Source organism: Paenibacillus sp. SSG-1 (assembly GCF_002224835.1).
Lineage (GTDB): Bacteria > Bacillota > Bacilli > Paenibacillales > Paenibacillaceae > Paenibacillus_AQ > Paenibacillus_AQ favisporus.
The window spans coordinates 825,573-841,548 of sequence record NZ_MBRK01000001.1 but is presented as its reverse complement, the minus strand read 5'-3'; the positions used below and the strand labels follow the sequence as shown (position 1 = coordinate 841,548).

Annotated in this window: 12 protein-coding genes; 2 read left to right on the top strand and 10 right to left on the bottom strand. The window is 50.4% G+C overall.

Annotation, left to right across the window (positions count from 1 at the left end; genetic code table 11):
* Nucleotides 1-5: 5 nt before the first annotated feature.
* The 4 genes from BCV73_RS04065 to BCV73_RS04050 form a co-directional block, all read right to left on the bottom strand.
* Complete coding sequence (locus BCV73_RS04065) at nt 6-1,544, bottom strand: response regulator (RefSeq protein ID WP_089546142.1); 1,539 nt, start codon at nt 1,542-1,544, stop codon at nt 6-8.
* 121 nt (nt 1,545-1,665) lie between these two features.
* Nucleotides 1,666-2,577 (bottom strand): carbohydrate ABC transporter permease, encoded by a 912-nt coding sequence (locus BCV73_RS04060; RefSeq protein WP_076169204.1) that lies wholly within the window; start codon nt 2,575-2,577, stop codon nt 1,666-1,668.
* A gap of 14 nt (nt 2,578-2,591) precedes the next feature.
* Nucleotides 2,592-3,575 (bottom strand): ABC transporter permease, encoded by a 984-nt coding sequence (locus BCV73_RS04055; protein ID WP_089546140.1) that lies wholly within the window; start codon nt 3,573-3,575, stop codon nt 2,592-2,594.
* A gap of 80 nt (nt 3,576-3,655) precedes the next feature.
* The gene (locus BCV73_RS04050) at nt 3,656-5,311 is read right to left on the bottom strand and encodes an ABC transporter substrate-binding protein (RefSeq protein WP_076169206.1); all 1,656 of its coding nucleotides are present in this window, start codon (nt 5,309-5,311) and stop codon (nt 3,656-3,658) included.
* A gap of 314 nt (nt 5,312-5,625) precedes the next feature.
* Between BCV73_RS04050 and BCV73_RS04045 the strand changes: the two genes are divergently transcribed.
* Nucleotides 5,626-6,390, top strand: coding sequence for a helix-turn-helix transcriptional regulator (locus tag BCV73_RS04045; protein ID WP_089546138.1), 765 nt, complete (start codon nt 5,626-5,628; stop codon nt 6,388-6,390).
* Nucleotides 6,391-6,408: 18 nt separating this feature from the next.
* On the opposite strand, the gene BCV73_RS04040 is transcribed toward BCV73_RS04045, so the two are convergent.
* From BCV73_RS04040 to BCV73_RS04015, 6 genes are all read right to left on the bottom strand, one after another.
* Nucleotides 6,409-7,953 carry a carboxylesterase/lipase family protein gene (locus BCV73_RS04040; protein ID WP_089546136.1) on the bottom strand — a complete coding sequence of 515 codons (1,545 nt, stop codon included), beginning with the start codon at nt 7,951-7,953 and terminating at the stop codon, nt 6,409-6,411.
* 53 nt (nt 7,954-8,006) lie between these two features.
* On the bottom strand, nt 8,007-9,773 hold the full coding sequence (locus tag BCV73_RS04035) for a type 2 periplasmic-binding domain-containing protein (protein ID WP_089546134.1): 1,767 nt from the start codon (nt 9,771-9,773) through the stop codon (nt 8,007-8,009).
* A gap of 39 nt (nt 9,774-9,812) precedes the next feature.
* Complete coding sequence (locus tag BCV73_RS04030) at nt 9,813-10,721, bottom strand: carbohydrate ABC transporter permease (RefSeq protein WP_089546132.1); 909 nt, start codon at nt 10,719-10,721, stop codon at nt 9,813-9,815.
* Nucleotides 10,718-11,638, bottom strand: coding sequence for an ABC transporter permease subunit (locus BCV73_RS04025; protein WP_089546130.1), 921 nt, complete (start codon nt 11,636-11,638; stop codon nt 10,718-10,720). Before BCV73_RS04025 ends, BCV73_RS04030 begins: the two co-directional genes overlap by 4 nt.
* Before the next feature lie 392 nt (nt 11,639-12,030).
* Nucleotides 12,031-13,311: a glycoside hydrolase family 27 protein gene (locus BCV73_RS04020; RefSeq protein ID WP_089546128.1), complete on the bottom strand. Its 1,281-nt coding sequence runs from the start codon at nt 13,309-13,311 to the stop codon at nt 12,031-12,033.
* A 129-nt stretch (nt 13,312-13,440) separates the two neighbouring features.
* The gene (locus BCV73_RS04015; protein ID WP_089546126.1) at nt 13,441-14,355 is read right to left on the bottom strand and encodes an AraC family transcriptional regulator; all 915 of its coding nucleotides are present in this window, start codon (nt 14,353-14,355) and stop codon (nt 13,441-13,443) included.
* Nucleotides 14,356-14,647: 292 nt separating this feature from the next.
* On the opposite strand from BCV73_RS04015, the gene BCV73_RS04010 reads away from it, so the two are divergent.
* A complete protein-coding gene (locus tag BCV73_RS04010; protein WP_256992732.1) occupies nt 14,648-15,937 on the top strand; it encodes an ABC transporter substrate-binding protein in 1,290 nt (429 codons plus the stop codon).
* Nucleotides 15,938-15,976: the final 39 nt, after the last annotated feature.

The window sequence follows — 15,976 nt, the reverse complement described above, 5'->3', positions numbered from 1 at the left end:
TATTTTCAGCCCTTCTTATAAACCGAAGGGGATATGCCGTTGATGGCTTTAAATTTGGCCGTAAACTGATCGGTATCGGCATAGCCGACACGAGCCGCAATCTCGCGAATGTTCAAGTCGGTTCGCCGAAGAAGCTTCATAGCTTCTTCAATCCGCACGGCATGATAATATTCGTTAAAGGAAATGCCGAGTTTCTTCTTGAAGCGCTGTCCCAGATAGGCCGCATTGACATGCAGAACCTCGGCGATATCCTGCAGCTTCAGTTTCTCGGGATAATGATCACGGATGAATTCTATCGCTTTCGATATGTTTTGATCCGTCTGAACCCCATCTTCTTCAGCAAACCACTCAGCCGCTTCGCGAAGCTCGGTCAGGGTTTGTTGTTCAAGGTCGCTTTGCATCGTCAACGCCGGTGAGCCAGTAAACCATCTCCTCTCCCAATCCGCTGTGCTGCCTCCCCTTCTGCCGATTTCATAGAGGAGTTCAACCTTGATATTGGCTGCATAAGCGCTGATCCACGGTTTTGAAGCGTGGTCTCCCGAAATGACGGCGAAAAACTCGTGCACACGACCGGGCAGCTCATCCACCCTGCCTTCCACAACCGCCTTTGTGAGCGATTTCATAAACGCAGAAGGAAGAAGGAGCTGCTGTTCCAGATTCTCCTCCTCATAATAGTAAACCTCTTGATGACGGTTATCGAGACGGGAAACCCCAGCGGCAACGGCTTCTTGGAAAATGGTGTTGAGGGAATACGGTCCTCTATGCTCATCGCTCACCGAGAAGGTGACATTCTCCTGATAATCGTTTCTAATACATCGAATGAACCGGGTAACAAGAAGGGGAGTCAGTTCCGGGCCGTCGGGGCCGGATATCAATACGTAGCCGTGCTTGTCCTGCCCAATCACGAAAGGAAGCACGGTAATATGCTCTATTTGCTGTTCGGCCAGACGGCTCAGCCGATCCAGCAGCTGACAGCCGCGAACATTTCCGTGCTCCAAAGCAGTTCCATACACGAGCATGCAGCGAATCCGCGATTCATCGCCGATGGGGAGCTGCCTAACCGCCTGCTCCAGCTCTTGCGGAGCGTATTCTCTTGTGAGAAGCTGCGAGAGCAGTTCTGTTTGGACATAGGCAGTCTCGGCTCTGCGGCACGCATCCGATTTCCGCTCGGACCGGATCTCCGAAGCTATGTTTTTCACGGCCGATTCCAACTCGCCCTCATCCAGAGGCTTGGTCAGATAGTTGCAAACGCCATATTGAATGGCTGTCTTGGCATATTGAAAATCAGCATATCCGCTTATAATAATAAATTTCGGTTGGAGAGACCCGCCCTGCACCTGCTTAATCAGCTCTAATCCATCAATGACGGGCATACGAACATCCGTAATGACCAAATCGGGATTGAGACTTTGGATTAGCTGCAAGGCGTCATCCCCATCCATAGCCGTACCACAAATCTCAAAGCCCAATTCGGTCCAGTCGACCAAAAAACACAGACCTTCCAGCATCAAGGGTTCGTCGTCGGCAAGTAAGACTTTAAGCATTTGGCATCACCGCTCCACCGATTGAATTTGCTTCATTATACACCCATGGAATAGGAGAAACCGTTCCGGCAGGCTGCCGGAACGGTACTGTTCTCGTCTGAAACGAGCACCCGAAAAATTTTTATTCTTTGACACTTCCCAAGTTCAAGCCTACCACAAAGTACCTTTGCAAAAAAGGATAAACGAATAATATCGGCATCGCGGTCACGATCGTGATTGCAGCCTGAATGGACGCCGGCGTTACCATGGCCTGGGTTTGGTTCGTATTAGCCCCTGCCATCATGGACGGATCGTTATTCGTGCTCATGGTCGATCCAAGCAGCTTCATCATTTCATACTGGAGTGAACTGAGGTTCTGTTCAGAAGAAGCGTACAGGAACGTGTCGAACCAGGAATTCCAGGAGCCTACGGCGATGAACAAGGCAATGGTCGCAAGGACGGGCGTACACAGCGGAAATACGATCCGCCAGAAAATCCGGAAATCACCGGCTCCGTCAATTTTGGCGGATTCTACCAGGCTCCCCGGGAGCGACCTGATGTACGTTCGGATCACGATCAGGTTAAATGCGCTGACCAAACCCGGCAGGATATAGACCCAGAAGCTGTTCCGCAAACCCAGATCTTTGATCAAAAAATAGTTGGGAATCAAGCCTGCGTTGAAGTACATCGTCAATATAAACAGCATGCTTATTTTTTTGCGGAAAATATAGTGAGGCTGGGCCAATGTATAAGCCAGCATCGTCGTCAGAAATACGCCGAGCACGGTCGAAATGACGGTACGGGACACAGAAATGAACGCGGCGTGATAGATCGTGCCCGATACGAATACCGCTTTATAATTTTGCAGGGTCCAGGTGTGCGGCCAAACGTACACGCCCCCCTTCAGTGAATCGCTTCCGTCATTAAATGAAATCGCCATCGTATGAAGAAAAGGGTACAGCGTGACAATGACAACAATCAGCATAAACAGGGTATTCAGCGTATGGAAAACGACGGGTTCCAGGCGAAACTGACTCTTGACTTCTGTTTTCATTTCCCCGTCCTCCTCTATACCAATCGTTCTTCGCCAAGACGCTTTGCGATGGAATTCGCAATAAGCACGAGTATGACGCTCACGATCGTTTTAAATATGCCTGCTGCCGTGGCAAGAGAATAATTCCCCATCGATATCCCGTACTTCAGCACGAAAATATCAATCGTTTGCGACCAGTCCACGACCAGGCCGTTTCCCAGCAAATACTGAACCTCAAATCCTGCATCCAGGATATGCCCGATATTCATAATGAGCAGAATGATAAAAGTGGACTTGATCCCAGGGAGCGTCACATACCTCATTTTATGAAACCTGCCTGCACCGTCGATGGAAGCTGCTTCGTAAAGGGACGGATCGATCGAGGTAATGGCAGCCAAATAGATAATCGTATTCCAGCCAACCTCTTTCCAAACGTTCGACAGCCCGACGATTCCCCAAAAATAGTGCCCTTTACTCAGCCACATCACGGGCTGATCAATCAGATGCAGCTTCATGAGCACGGTGTTGACGATGCCGTCATCCACAGATAAGGAAGTCGCAACAATGCCTGCCGCGATGACCCATGACAGAAAATGCGGCAGATAGGATATGGTTTGTACCGTCCTTTTAAAGAACCGCACCTTGATTTCGTTCAGCAGCAGTGCCAAGGCAATCGCCGTTACAAAACCCAAAACCAGGTTGATGAAACTCATGGCAATCGTATTTCGCAGCACCCCAAGGAAGGCATCGTCCTGGAACAGAAAACGGAACTGCTGCAGTCCAACCCAATCCTGCTTCCAGAAGGACAGGGCCGGACGATAGTTTTGAAAAGCCATCAGCCATCCCCAGACGGGGACATATGAAAAGATGATTAAGTAAATGGCAATTGGAACCGACATGAATATCAGCTGTTTTTGGGCTTTCAGGGTTTTCCAGCTCAGGCTGACACCAATTTCCGGGTCCACTCTCTTCTTCTTCTTCTTGCTCTTGACCTCCCCGGTCAGCACGATTTCAGACATCTCGTTGTTCCCCTCCCTTATGTCATTTCCAATACGGGGCGGGGAATGAATTCCCCGCCCCGTTTGGATTTCTACAGCTCTTACTTGCTGCTCCAGTTCTTAATCCGCCATTGAATTTGTTCATTCATGCGGTCTTCGTAAGCCTTAATATCCAGCTTGTGGATCTGATTCACATAATCCTGCCATACACTATCAAATTCCGAAGGGGAAGCCATAATCGCTTTCGGCAAATATTTTACCGACAGGTCGTTTAATTTGGTGCTGGCCAGTTGAGCGGCCGAACCGTCCTCCAGAATGATGGTATAAGCCGGGAAATATACCGGGTTCGGGCCGGGCTCCTTGAAAAATTCCGCCCAGGTTTTATGGTTGTATGCTTTCAAGATTTCTTGATCATACGGCTTCAAGCTATCATAAAATTCCTGCGGCTGGGTTCCGGGATCCGTCGCGTTGCCATCACTGTAAGATCCCTGCATTTTAGGCATGTATCCAAAGAACGAATCTGCCTTGTTGGCTAATTTCCAGGTATTGTTGTCGGCATTTTTCCGCTGCTCCGGAGTCCGGTAGAACGTGCCGTCTTCTTTGACCTCATAATCTTCTCCCTTGATTCCCCATTGCAGCGTCTTCTGCCAATCCTCTGTCATCAATGCATCCATAAACTTAATGATCCGAACCGGATCTTTGGCTTTTACGGAAATACCAAACCCGCGATTGAGGTTCAACCCTCCGCGATCACGATAGTATTCCTTTGCACCGGGATACATGAGCGGAAAGCCGACGTAAGTGCTTCCAATTTTCCCTTGGGAAATCAAGGAATTCTCACCATCTTGGAAGTTCCAATGCTGATCGAACATGCCGATCACTCGCCCGCTGGCGATTTTGGCCAGGTACTGGTCATAGTTCTGCACGAAGGCCTCTTTATCCAGCAAGCCCTGTGCGTTCACTTCATTCAGCTTCTTATAGTAGGTCTTCGCGATATCCTTGTCCGCAAAAATTTGCGCCTTGTTGTTGTCCACGATCACGCCGCCGTCATTAGGGTGACCGGATAAATGCTCCGGCGCGTTCTGGAGCGGAAATACCCTCCAGTCAAAATTCAAGGTTTCAAATCCGATCATATCCGGATGCTTAGCCTTATATTTCGCGATAATATCAAAGTACTCTTCCAGCGTTTTCGGCGTAGGATAGCCCATTTCTTTCAAAACATCCTTTTGCAAATAGAACCCCGGTCCCTGATAGGTCGTATCGTGAACCGAACCGGTATACACGCCGTAGCTTGGGAGTACATAAATATGTCCGTCCTTCGGATCCTTCATTTGATTCCATACTTCCGCATAATGCTTCTTCAAATTGGGCGCATACTTCTCAATTAAATCTTCCAGCGGAATATAAGCCCCCGCATTGATCAGTTTGTCATTGCCCGAGATGAGATCCGGGTAGTCGCCGCCTGCGATCATAACGCCCAGCTTCTGCTGCAGATCCCCGACCAAAAATTCCATATTCAGACTGACGCCGGTTTTTTCTTTAATCAATTTATAAATTTTGTTGTCGGCCGTAGGCTGCTGGCCCGGGGCGTCCATAAACACAGACAGGGTAATGGGTTTCGTATCGTCCCCGCTTGATTCAGCCGTCGATCCCCCGCCGCTCGTTTTTCCTGATCCGCTGCAGCCGGATAGCAGCAGTGCCGTAGAAATCATGCCGATACACAAAATGATGAGTGAACGTTTTACCTTTTTGCGCATTTCTTTGTGCCCTCCCCTTTTTCATCTATTGTCACATATTCTCACCTGGTGATAACTAAATTATATCTTTCTAGAAATCGCTTACAATTCACAAACTCAAGATGTTCCCCCTAAAAATATAGTCGCCCAAGGTTTAACACAAACAAGCGCCCCGCGGCGAATTGACGGCAGCCGCGAGGCGCTTGTAAACGGTGGATCATCTCATGACCCGGTCACTGAACATATTTCCTGATGCTAAGGTAGAACTCATAGGGTTTCGTTCATATTTTCCTTGTTATAGTATAGTAGAAACATCATTCCAAGGAGGGATAAGGATGGCCCGTATTCATTTTGTTGAGTATAACACGACGCACCCAAGCAACTTTGTGATCGATGTTCCCGTGGGTCATCACTGGCTTCTTGTCATCACCAAGACTCCCGCGCAGTTCTGGGTCAATGGTGCGCTGAAGGAATATCCTACGCACAGCGTTATCCTCTACCGCCCGCAGCAGAAAGTGTATTATCGGGCCTGCGCCGATCAATTCATCAATGACTGGATCCGCTTTGAATCTAATGAGCCCTATATTACGGAATCGCCGCTGCCGCTCGGAGTCCCCTTTTCCCTGGATGATCCGGACTACTGCCGCAAGCTGTTTGAACTGTTGACCATCGAACACAACTTTCATCGGGATTACAAGGCTTCGTCCATCGACTGTTTGCTGCGGACGCTGTTCAACAAGCTGTTGGAATCTTATTTTCACGAACCGATTACGCCTCAGTATTATAACTTGTTGAAGCTTCGAACCGCGATCCAGAACGATCCGGGCGATTACTGGACGATTGCGAAAATGGCCGAATATCTCGGAATCAGCCCAGGCTACCTGCAGAGCATCTACAAAAAAACCTTTAAGGTCACCTGCATGGAAGACGTCATCAACAGCCGAATCCGGTTGGCCAAAGAATATTTAATTCACAGCACCCAAAACATTGCTGAAGTCGCCTCCCGATGCGGGTATCAAAATGTGGAGCACTTCTGCAGACAGTTCAAACAGATGACAGGCTATTCGCCAAGAAAATTCCAGGAGCATAAACAAGCTTGATATCCATATCACGCCATGCTAAGCCTCTGGCTGCAAGACGGGTCTGTTCTTCTTGAAATATTGGCGCACCAGAAATTTCATGATCTCGCTCGGCTGCTCTTGGGAAAATTCAGCCTGATCCGCAAAGAGCATTCCATAAGGGGCTTCCGGGGTATAAGGCTCCCATCGCGGCAGTTCCTCTCCCGTTGCATCCAGCCCGTTCGGATCACCGTTACGGATGAAGTTCGCCCAGTAATTGCACATCTGGCGGGCCAAATCGTAATGCTTGCCGACAAACGGCCGCCAGCATTTCGCCAGCGTTTCGAAGAAAAACCAGAGATCTACCGAGTGGAAGGTGCCCGGATCATCCCAGCCGGGGATCTCGGCATCAAAATTGTAATAGTACAATGGCGTACCGGAGCCGGTCTCGGCATTGGCCTGTGCGGCGATGCGGATCGCATATTCGATGCCGCTCACCGCAGCCTTCTGCCGCCTCTCCTCCACGTTGGCCGATGGCGCGCCACACAGTTCCAGGAACGCCTCTGCGTCGTCTCCGAACATGTCTTCGGCCAGCTTCTTGAATTCTTCAGGCGTATGGACATCCGGAGTACTGAAGAACTCGGAGGACGTGTGGCCAAACATGACCGGCACATTCCAGCGCTTGTTCTCAAGGAACAATTCAAACGGATTGCCTACGCTGAACACCTGATCTGCGACGGTGCCCCAGAATCCCTTGTATTGCACAGCCTTGTCGCGGAGAGTGACGGCATCCAGCTGCCGGGCTTCCGCAAGTGAAGATACGCCAAGATATTCAAAAAATTTCACGCCATCCTGTTCGGCCTCAGCCAAATGACTCCGAAGCGGGGGCACGCGAGTCCCCGGATACAGCTTCGTGTAGATTCCGCTTTGAATGATCGCCTTTTGAAACAGCCCCTCATTCTGAGGCGAAGTCAGCTGGGTCATCACGCTGCCGCCGCCGGCGGACTGACCGCCGATCGTGATGTTGTCCGGGTCGCCGCCGAAAGCCGCAATATTGCGCTTGACCCATCTGGTGGCCGCCTGCTGGTCGAGATTGCCGAAGTTAGCCGGCGCTTCGGGCGCTTCCGCCGTAATTTCCGGATGGCATAAAAATCCGAACACATTGAGGCGGTAGTTGATCGTGACGACCACGATCCCTCTTCTGGCGATGCGCTCACCGTCGAACTCCATTTCAGCCGTATGGCCGACCTGAAGACCTCCGCCAAAATACCACACGTAGACCGGCAGCTTCTCATCGGTCCGATTAGCCGGTGTCCATACGTTCAGGTAGAGACAGTCCTCGTCCATGGCGATGTCCGGTTCCACGGCCCATTCCCGGGTATAGATATTGTTTTCGTCGATCTCCTGCCTTACCTGCATCGAGATTGGCGCGAATTCGTACGCCTTAAGCACGCCTTCCCAGTCGTTGGCCGGCTGCGGGGCACGCCACCGGTTGTCGCCTACGGGCGGAGCGGCGAATGGGATTCCTTTAAAACTGGTGATTCGGGGGTCGGCTGCCGGTAGTCCCTGCACCACCCCGTTTTCAACTTGTACGATTCGAAGCATGTGTAACGTCTCCCTTCATCGTTAGAATTTACCGGCCTTCACTGCCGGTGCTCTTATTTGCCGGCCGATGCCTCGGAACGCATTTGAACGATTTTTTGCGCTTTTGCCGTATCCGCAGCAAGTACGTCATTCCAGCCGAGACCTGCCACATCCGTTTTCATCTTTGCCCACAGCTGGTCAAACTCCGCCTGATCCTTCGCAAACACCATTTTCCAGGATGCATTTTTTACATAGTCCGAAATCTGGCTGCGTTTATTTTTAATATCCGACGAGTCGACGCCGAAGCTTGTATTGATATTCGGCACGATGTCGATCATCTTATTTTTCTGATAGTAGTCTGTTGCGTTCTTGGCGTCGTAGGTTTTTTGCCAGTCCGTGGTCAAGGCGGTCTTGTTAGCTTCTATAGTGGAACTCCAGTAATTGTTGTTATAGAATTCGCCGGTGTCCGGATCCTTGACAAAATCGCTCATGATCATGCTGTTGATCTTGCTCTGTCCGTCCTGGTATCCGCCGCCGCCATATTGATCCGGTACGGGGGTGTTCTTCTGGAAAGCGGTTTGCCCTGTTTCGGTCAGCTTGAACTTGCCGTCATCCGTCTTTTCGTAATTGAACCCTTCAAAGCCGTTCGTGTAGTAGCGCAAGCCCTCGGGAGAAACCGACCAATCGAGGAATTCCATGATCCTTTCGGGATTTTTGGCCTTTGAACCGATGGCAAAAACCCTGCCGTTGCCGTAGTAGGCATCACTGGTCTGAATGATCCGGGAATCCGCGATCGGGACTGAAACGTAGCCGTCGCCGTTTTTGCCCCTTTCGATGGAATTGTAGAACCCTCTTTGCCAGGAATACCATAAGAGGAGCACCTGTTTGTTGGTCAGTTTTTCAGAGACTTTGTTCCAATCCTGCGACGCGGAATCCGGATCGATCAGCCCCATCTGATTGGCCGTAAAATAAAATTGCAAAATCTTTTTGTACATGCTGTTATCATCGATGAGCGGAACGATATCGCCTTTCGCATTCAGCTGTAAGGTTGAAGTGCCGTCAGGCTGCTCATAGCCGTACCAGTTACTCAGCCAGCGTACGTTCTCCATCCCTCCGCCATCCCAATCCTTCCACAGGGTGATCGGAACGATCGGTTTCCCGTCCGGAGTCTTGGGATATTTCTCCTGCATTTTTTTCAGTACATTCAGGAGGTCGGTCAAATTGTTCAGCTTGGGTGCCCCTACCCCCTTGTAATAATCCCAGGGCAAAATGGGGCTGGAATAAGGCTGGTCTTCCGAGAAGGTCGTTGGCGAAGTATCGGCTGTAAACGTCGGTAACGCATAAATTTTGCCGTCCGGATTCACTTTATCGAAAGCTTCGTTGAAAGGTTTAAAGTGATTATCCACATACTGGGACAAGTACTTGGTGTTCTTGACCTTATCCGTCAAGTCCATAATGAGACCGGCCGGGATGAGCTCTTCCAGCTGACTGTTATCGATGATCAGGAGATCCCCCAAATTTCCTGCTGCCGACCTCGTCTTGTATAACTGATCCCCGGCAACCTGCGGAGCAAGGATGTTCAGCGTCAGATTAAACTTGTCTTTAAGCAGCTTGCCATACCATCCGGTCTGCTCGCCCTGGTAATTCGCCGCGTTATCGAACACCGTAATCGTCAGCGGCTTGCTGTGATCGATGGCTGTGTTATTCTCGGAAGTCTTTGTATCGGTACCCGGCTCCTCATTGGATCCGCTTCCACAGCCGGCCAGCCCGACCGAGGCGATGAAGAGGCAAGCGAACAATAGCATGACCGATTTTTTTGCTGCTTTCTTGCTTTTACTCATTGACCATCCTCCTAATCCATTTTTAATCCCATGCGAAAATCAACCTTTGACCGCCCCGATCATAATTCCCTTGACGAAAAACCTCTGGAAGATCGGGTAGACGAGTAATATGGGGGCAACGACGATAATGGTAACGGTCATGCGAATGGAAGTCGTGGTTTGCTCTGTGGCTAGACTGGCTATGGCCGTCGAACCGGCATTTTGCAGGTTAACCATGGTCGATAATGAGCTCGCCTGATTGATATAGTTATAGAGAATAAATTGCAGCGTGTATAATTTGCTGTCCGTAACGAGCAGCAGCGTATCCTGAAAAGAGTTCCACTGATCCACTGCAGTAAATATCGCGACCGTCGCCAAGATCGGCTTGCTTATCGGCAATATGATCCTGAAGAAGATCATCATCGTGCCCGCTCCGTCGATGCTTGCCGCCTGCTGCAATTCCTTCGGCGTCGATTCCACGAAGGTCTTGACCAGAATGATGAAGAACGGGGCTACGATCGTCGGCAGAATGTATGCCAAAAAATTGTTGGTCAGATGCAGGGAACGCATGGTGAGATACCACGGAATAATGCCGGCGTTAAAGAACATGGTGATGACGGTGAACCGGTACCAGAATCTTCTCCCCCACATATCCTCTTGGGAGAACATAAATCCCAAAAAGGCGGAGGCCCCTACCGTCAGCAGAGTTCCGATCACGGTTCTGCCCAGGGAGATCAAAGCCGCATTCCCCAATCCCGGTATTTTAAAAACGTCCAAATAGTTCTGGAAATGGATATGCAGCGGATAAAAGACGACGTCCCCCCGGGCACTGATATCGTTTGCGCTTATCGTATTAATGATGATGGAGTAAAACGGATAGACGCACACGCAAGCAAACAGGGAAAAAAGGACGTAGATCACTACGGTGATCATTTTGTCGGTCGGGCTTACCTGAACTGCTTTTCTCATACGATATTCTCTCCTCTTAACAATTTAGAGAATCCGTTTACCGAAAAGAGAAGAACAACACTAATCAAACTCTTCAGCATGCTGATCGCGACCGATACGGAGTAGCTGCCGCCCCCCATCGCCAGGTTATAAACATACAGGTCCAGAACTTGTATATTTTCCTTGTTGAAAGCATTCTGGAATACGAAATATTGCTCCAAGCCATTATTCAGAAAGCTGGCGATCTGCAGCATCAGCAGAACAAAATACGTCGGGAGCATGCTCGGCAGGATGACGTTCCATATCACCTGCATTCTCGTTGCCCCGTCCACATGGGCCGCCTCATAAAGGGAATCATCAATTCCCGTAATCGCCGCTATGTATAAGATGGCGGACCAGCCTAACGTTTTCCAGATCGTCCACAGCCACATGGTGATCCAGACGTGATCGGAGTTCTGAAGGAATAAAATCGGGGAATCGATCAGTCCCAGCTGCTTCAACAGACCGTTGACGATGCCTTCGCTGGAAAACATGGAAAACGCCAAAGAATATACCAGTACCCAGCTGATAAAATTCGGCAGGGTCGTTACCGTCTGCACAAACTTCCGGAACCGCACGGCCTTTATTTCGTTCAGGAATATGGCAAAAATCATGGGGAGCCAGGAGAACAGCAGCCCCAATCCACTCATCCCGAACGTGTTCTTGATGACCTGGAGCAGCTGGTCGATCTTGACCTGGTTTTCGATCAAGGAACGAAACCACTGTAAGCCGACAAACGGAGATTTGGACAACGGAATCGGCGGCGAGTAGTCGAAGAATGCATAGACCCATCCGTATAGCGGATAGTAGGCAAAGACAGCAAGCAAAAGCATGAACGGAAGTATGTAGAGGAATTTCCTGAAAGATATGCCTTTCGTGCTGTACTCTCGTATGCGCATCGTGTCACCTTCCCTAAAGATTCGTAGATTTGACGGGGAACCACAATATCACTCCCAGCCAATCATTCGAAAACGCTTTCAATAATAAGCAAAAAACGCTCTGACCCCATCCATTTCTCCAATCACAATGGTCCCATCTGTTTTTTCGGAACACCTCCATACATTCTCTCAAGATATCATTGTATCTCTATATGACTTGCACTAAATTTAAAAAAATTGTAAATGACTCCCCTGATTTAAACAATGATCTATACCAACATCTAATTGATATATCGTCACATCGGGCAGCCAGGGCCGTACAGAGCTTTATGAATTCGATCATCTTAACAAAAAGGAAGCCTATCTATAAAAGATAGACTTCCTCTGATCATGTCTGCATCAACAAAAGGGTGTTATTCCGCTATAAGCCGGAACAAAGAAGCTCCATGCGGCGGAACGGCAGAAGCCAATGTGCCGCCCAGCTCCCTGCGCTCCTCTCCGGTCCACAAATTTCGCGCATGCGCCGAGCCGGAAATGCCCAGCTCAGCCAGCGACACGGAAACTTCGGCAGCCTCCTCGCCGGTATTGAACAGCGCGGCGTAACGCTCGCCATGAGGACCCTCAGCAGCCCATATCACTCGGCCTTCGCTCCGGCTCACCTGGCGGGCGCCGAAGCTGTGCTGATGCATGTCCAGCACGTCCCGGTTTGTCAGCAGCGATAACGTCCACTCGTCGTTGTCGCGCATCTCCCCGCCGAACATAAGCGGCGAGCGGAAGATCGTCCACAGCGTCATCATCGTCAGCTGCTCGTCACGCGTAAAGTTCGTCATCCGGTCGGGATGACTGCACCGGACGCCGATGCGGCCCAGCGGGAGCATGTCGCAATCCGGCCAGCAGCCGGGCTTCGGCCGTCCCTGCCAGGTTTCGCAGCGGTCGAACATATCAAGCAGCAGCGGCCAGCGGTCCCAGAAATCGTCGGTCATCCGCCACATGTTGGCATGGGTTTCAAGGAAATCGGCATGCTTCACAGGTGCGGGTCCCGGCGACAGGCTCAGCACCATCGGCCGGCCGGCATGGTCGATCGCCTTGCGGATCAGCTCTATTTCCGCCAAATGCGGCCCTCCGTGCAGCCAAGAATCCGCAATGTCATCCACCTTGACGTAATCGACGCCCCATTCGGCGTACAGCTCAAACAAGGAATGATAGTATTCCTGAGCCCCTTTCTTGCCCGCGTCGACGCCATACATGTCCGTATTCCACCCGCAGAAAGAGCAGCTATGGGCGATATCCCGGGCCGTAACGTTCGTGCCCTTGATCGGCGTATTATCATGTACGGCCTGCCGTGGAATGCCTCGCATGATATGGATGCCGAATTTTAGTCCAAGGCTATGTACGTAATCCGCCAGCGGCTTGAAGCCCTGGCCTCCCTCCGCAGACGGAAAGCGGTTCACTGCTGGAATGAGGCGCGAGTAACCGTCGGTTTCCAGCCGGACGAAGGGCCTGTACAGGTCTGAGACCGCTCCCGGCTCGTACCACTGAATATCGACGACAATGTATTCCCAGCCGTAATCCTTTAAATGGCGTGCCATATATTCGGCATTGCCCCGAACTTCCGCTTCCGTAACGGTTGCGCCGTAACAATCCCAGCTGTTCCATCCCATAGGGGGTGTTGGTGCAAACGAATGATGCTGCATGACGTTCCTCCCGAATTGATTTCGTATCATAAAATTGCTTTTACGCCTCCTATATTACGTCCGGGAAGAACAACGTTTCCATAGTAATCTTTCTTCTATTACAGCAAAATATTGCGGTTTATTCGCCGACTAATCAGAAAAACGTCTATCGACGTTATAATCTTCAAAAAACATCCGGCTGAACGTCAGCTGCCCCTCTTCGGAGCGGAAGCCCCCGGGTGTCAGCCCGGTCATCTTGCGGAATACCTTGATCAGGTAACTGCCGCCGGAATATCCGACCTGCTCCGCGATCTGTTCAACGCTCATATCCGTCTGCCGGAGCAGCCGCATCGCTTGTTCAATGCGGACCCGGTTTAAATATTCGCTCGGGGTCTGGCCGACCGCAGCCGCAAACGTGCGCAGCAAATGGTATTTGGACCACCCGAGCCGGTCCGACAGCTGGTCCAGACTGATCATCGAGCGGTAATTCGCATCCATATACTCGGCGGCCTGGCGCACTTTCTCCGGCCAGTTCCGTCGCTCGTCATGCGGCGCTACCGCATACCGGCACAGCTCAGAAATGAAAGAGTATACACAGGAAGAGGCCGTGTAAGGGTCGGTAATCCGGCCGTGGCCCGCCTGATCCCAAATCTCCAGCAGCGCGCGGACAGGCCGGCTTGTGGGCGGCAGGTAGGGAGCCTCTCCCAACCGCAGCTTTGCTTCCTCCCAATTCGGCAGGATGAGCGATGGGCGTATCAGAATAAACACGAAGGACCATTGCGACCCATCCGCCGGAAAGTAGTAGCGGTGATCACCCGGGATCTCGGCCATAATTGCCCGTCCCTGATCGATCCGGTACGTCTCCGTCCCCGACTCGAACATGCCTTCACCCTCAAGCGTATACTGGAACAGCAGCAGCGGACCGTCCTTCCGCTCCTCCCCGTCCCATCGGTACGACGGATGCCTGATCTCGTCCCGCCCGACCGCAAACAATTCGCACAGCGCCAGGTGCGAAGGCGCCGTGAAACGAAAGCCGTATGTGCCTGTCTCCGTACCGGATGCCATGCGCTTCCCTCCTGTTCAAACATGATCTTTATATGATAAGGCTTAGTTATAACTATAATCCTTCACCGTTCATGCGCATATAGAAAAAGACCGCTGCACTGGAGGCTTCCCCTCCATTTCCAATGCTATATTCTTCAAAAAAAAAATTAGCAAAAGGTAAAAATATCTAATGTTTCACGCAAGGAATCATTTGAAAATCACGATAGATTATCCTAAGATATTAAATATCATTAAATCCTAGTGGTTTACACGGATTTATTCTATTTAATTCATAGGGGAGTGACAAACGGATATGAACAAAATTTATGCACCCATCCTCATTTTTACGGTTATGCTCACACTTCTTCTTTCCGGGTGCGGAGCCGGAAATTCAGCCAGCGATTCGTCCAACGAATCAGGGTCCGCCTCCGGCAATGTCACGCTGACATACGGACTGTGGGATCAAGTCCAACAGCCAGCCATGGAGAAAATTATCGCGAAATTCGAGGAACAGCATCCGGATATCCATGTTGAGATCAAGTTAACCCCATGGAATGAATACTGGACCAAATTGGAAACGGCAGCTACCGGAGGCAACCTCCCCGATGTATTTTGGATTAACGGAGCAAGTTTGCCGAAGTATGCATCCAACAATCAACTGCTGAATCTGGACGACTACGCGAAAGACACAAGCCTCGATTTCGGGAATTATCCTCAGGGCCTCGTCGACATTTATACATACGATGGCAAACATTACGGGGTACCCAAAGACATGGACGCTATCGGTTTATGGTACAACAAAAGTTTATTCGATCAAGCAGGCATCCCTTATCCGGATGAAACATGGGATTGGAACAAGGCCGCCCTGGCCGCGCAGAAATTAACTGATCCGGCCAATGGCATATGGGGACTTCCCGCTCAGTTCCAGGGACAAACAGGATATTACAATACAATACTTGAGGCCGGGGGTGGATTCTATACGGATGACGGAAAGAAATCCTTGTACGATTCTCCGGAGAGCATTCGCGGCCTCCAGCTTCAGACCGATCTGATTCACAAGTATAAGGTTTCTCCAACGCTTGCCCAAATGACGGATACGTCGCCCAAAGATCTGTTTAAATCCGGAAAAGTAGCCATGCTGATAGATGGATCTTGGAATGTCAAAGATTTTGCCACCAATGAGTATACCAAGAACAATGTCGATGTTGCTCTTCTACCTAAAGACAAGTTAAGAACAAGCGTCATTCATGGGCTGGCTAATGTAGGTGCAGCTAATACGAAGCATCCTAAAGAAGTCATCGAATTCCTTGATTTCCTGGGTTCCAAAGAATCTGCCGATATCCAAGGGGAAGACGGAACCGCACTGCCTGCATTTCATGGCGGACAGGAATTGTGGCTCAAATCGGTACCCCAGTTCCACCTGCAGAACTTGCTGGATATGGCTAACGCTGCAAAAGCATTACCGCGCGGACCGCAAAATGCCAAGCTCGACGGTTTGGAAGAAGAGTACCTGAAAAGTGCTTATACAGGTGAATCCACTCCTGAAGAAGCCGCCAAAGCGTATGCCAATGCTGTGAACGAAGCCATCGCATCCAATCCATAAACGTCATTGCATCGGAGGGAAACTCATGTGATGAATGCA

Coding starts and splice junctions, on each gene's coding strand:
- BCV73_RS04065 (WP_089546142.1), bottom strand. CDS start 1,544: ATGCTTAAAGTCTTACTTGCCGACGACGAACCCTTGATGCTGGAAGGT.
- BCV73_RS04040 (WP_089546136.1), bottom strand. CDS start 7,953: ATGCTTCGAATCGTACAAGTTGAAAACGGGGTGGTGCAGGGACTACCG.
- BCV73_RS04010 (WP_256992732.1), top strand. CDS start 14,648: ATGAACAAAATTTATGCACCCATCCTCATTTTTACGGTTATGCTCACA.
- BCV73_RS04030 (WP_089546132.1), bottom strand. CDS start 10,721: ATGAGAAAAGCAGTTCAGGTAAGCCCGACCGACAAAATGATCACCGTA.
- BCV73_RS04060 (WP_076169204.1), bottom strand. CDS start 2,577: ATGAAAACAGAAGTCAAGAGTCAGTTTCGCCTGGAACCCGTCGTTTTC.
- BCV73_RS04025 (WP_089546130.1), bottom strand. CDS start 11,638: ATGCGCATACGAGAGTACAGCACGAAAGGCATATCTTTCAGGAAATTC.
- BCV73_RS04020 (WP_089546128.1), bottom strand. CDS start 13,311: ATGCAGCATCATTCGTTTGCACCAACACCCCCTATGGGATGGAACAGC.
- BCV73_RS04045 (WP_089546138.1), top strand. CDS start 5,626: ATGGCCCGTATTCATTTTGTTGAGTATAACACGACGCACCCAAGCAAC.
- BCV73_RS04055 (WP_089546140.1), bottom strand. CDS start 3,575: ATGTCTGAAATCGTGCTGACCGGGGAGGTCAAGAGCAAGAAGAAGAAG.
- BCV73_RS04050 (WP_076169206.1), bottom strand. CDS start 5,311: ATGCGCAAAAAGGTAAAACGTTCACTCATCATTTTGTGTATCGGCATG.
- BCV73_RS04015 (WP_089546126.1), bottom strand. CDS start 14,355: ATGGCATCCGGTACGGAGACAGGCACATACGGCTTTCGTTTCACGGCG.
- BCV73_RS04035 (WP_089546134.1), bottom strand. CDS start 9,773: ATGAGTAAAAGCAAGAAAGCAGCAAAAAAATCGGTCATGCTATTGTTC.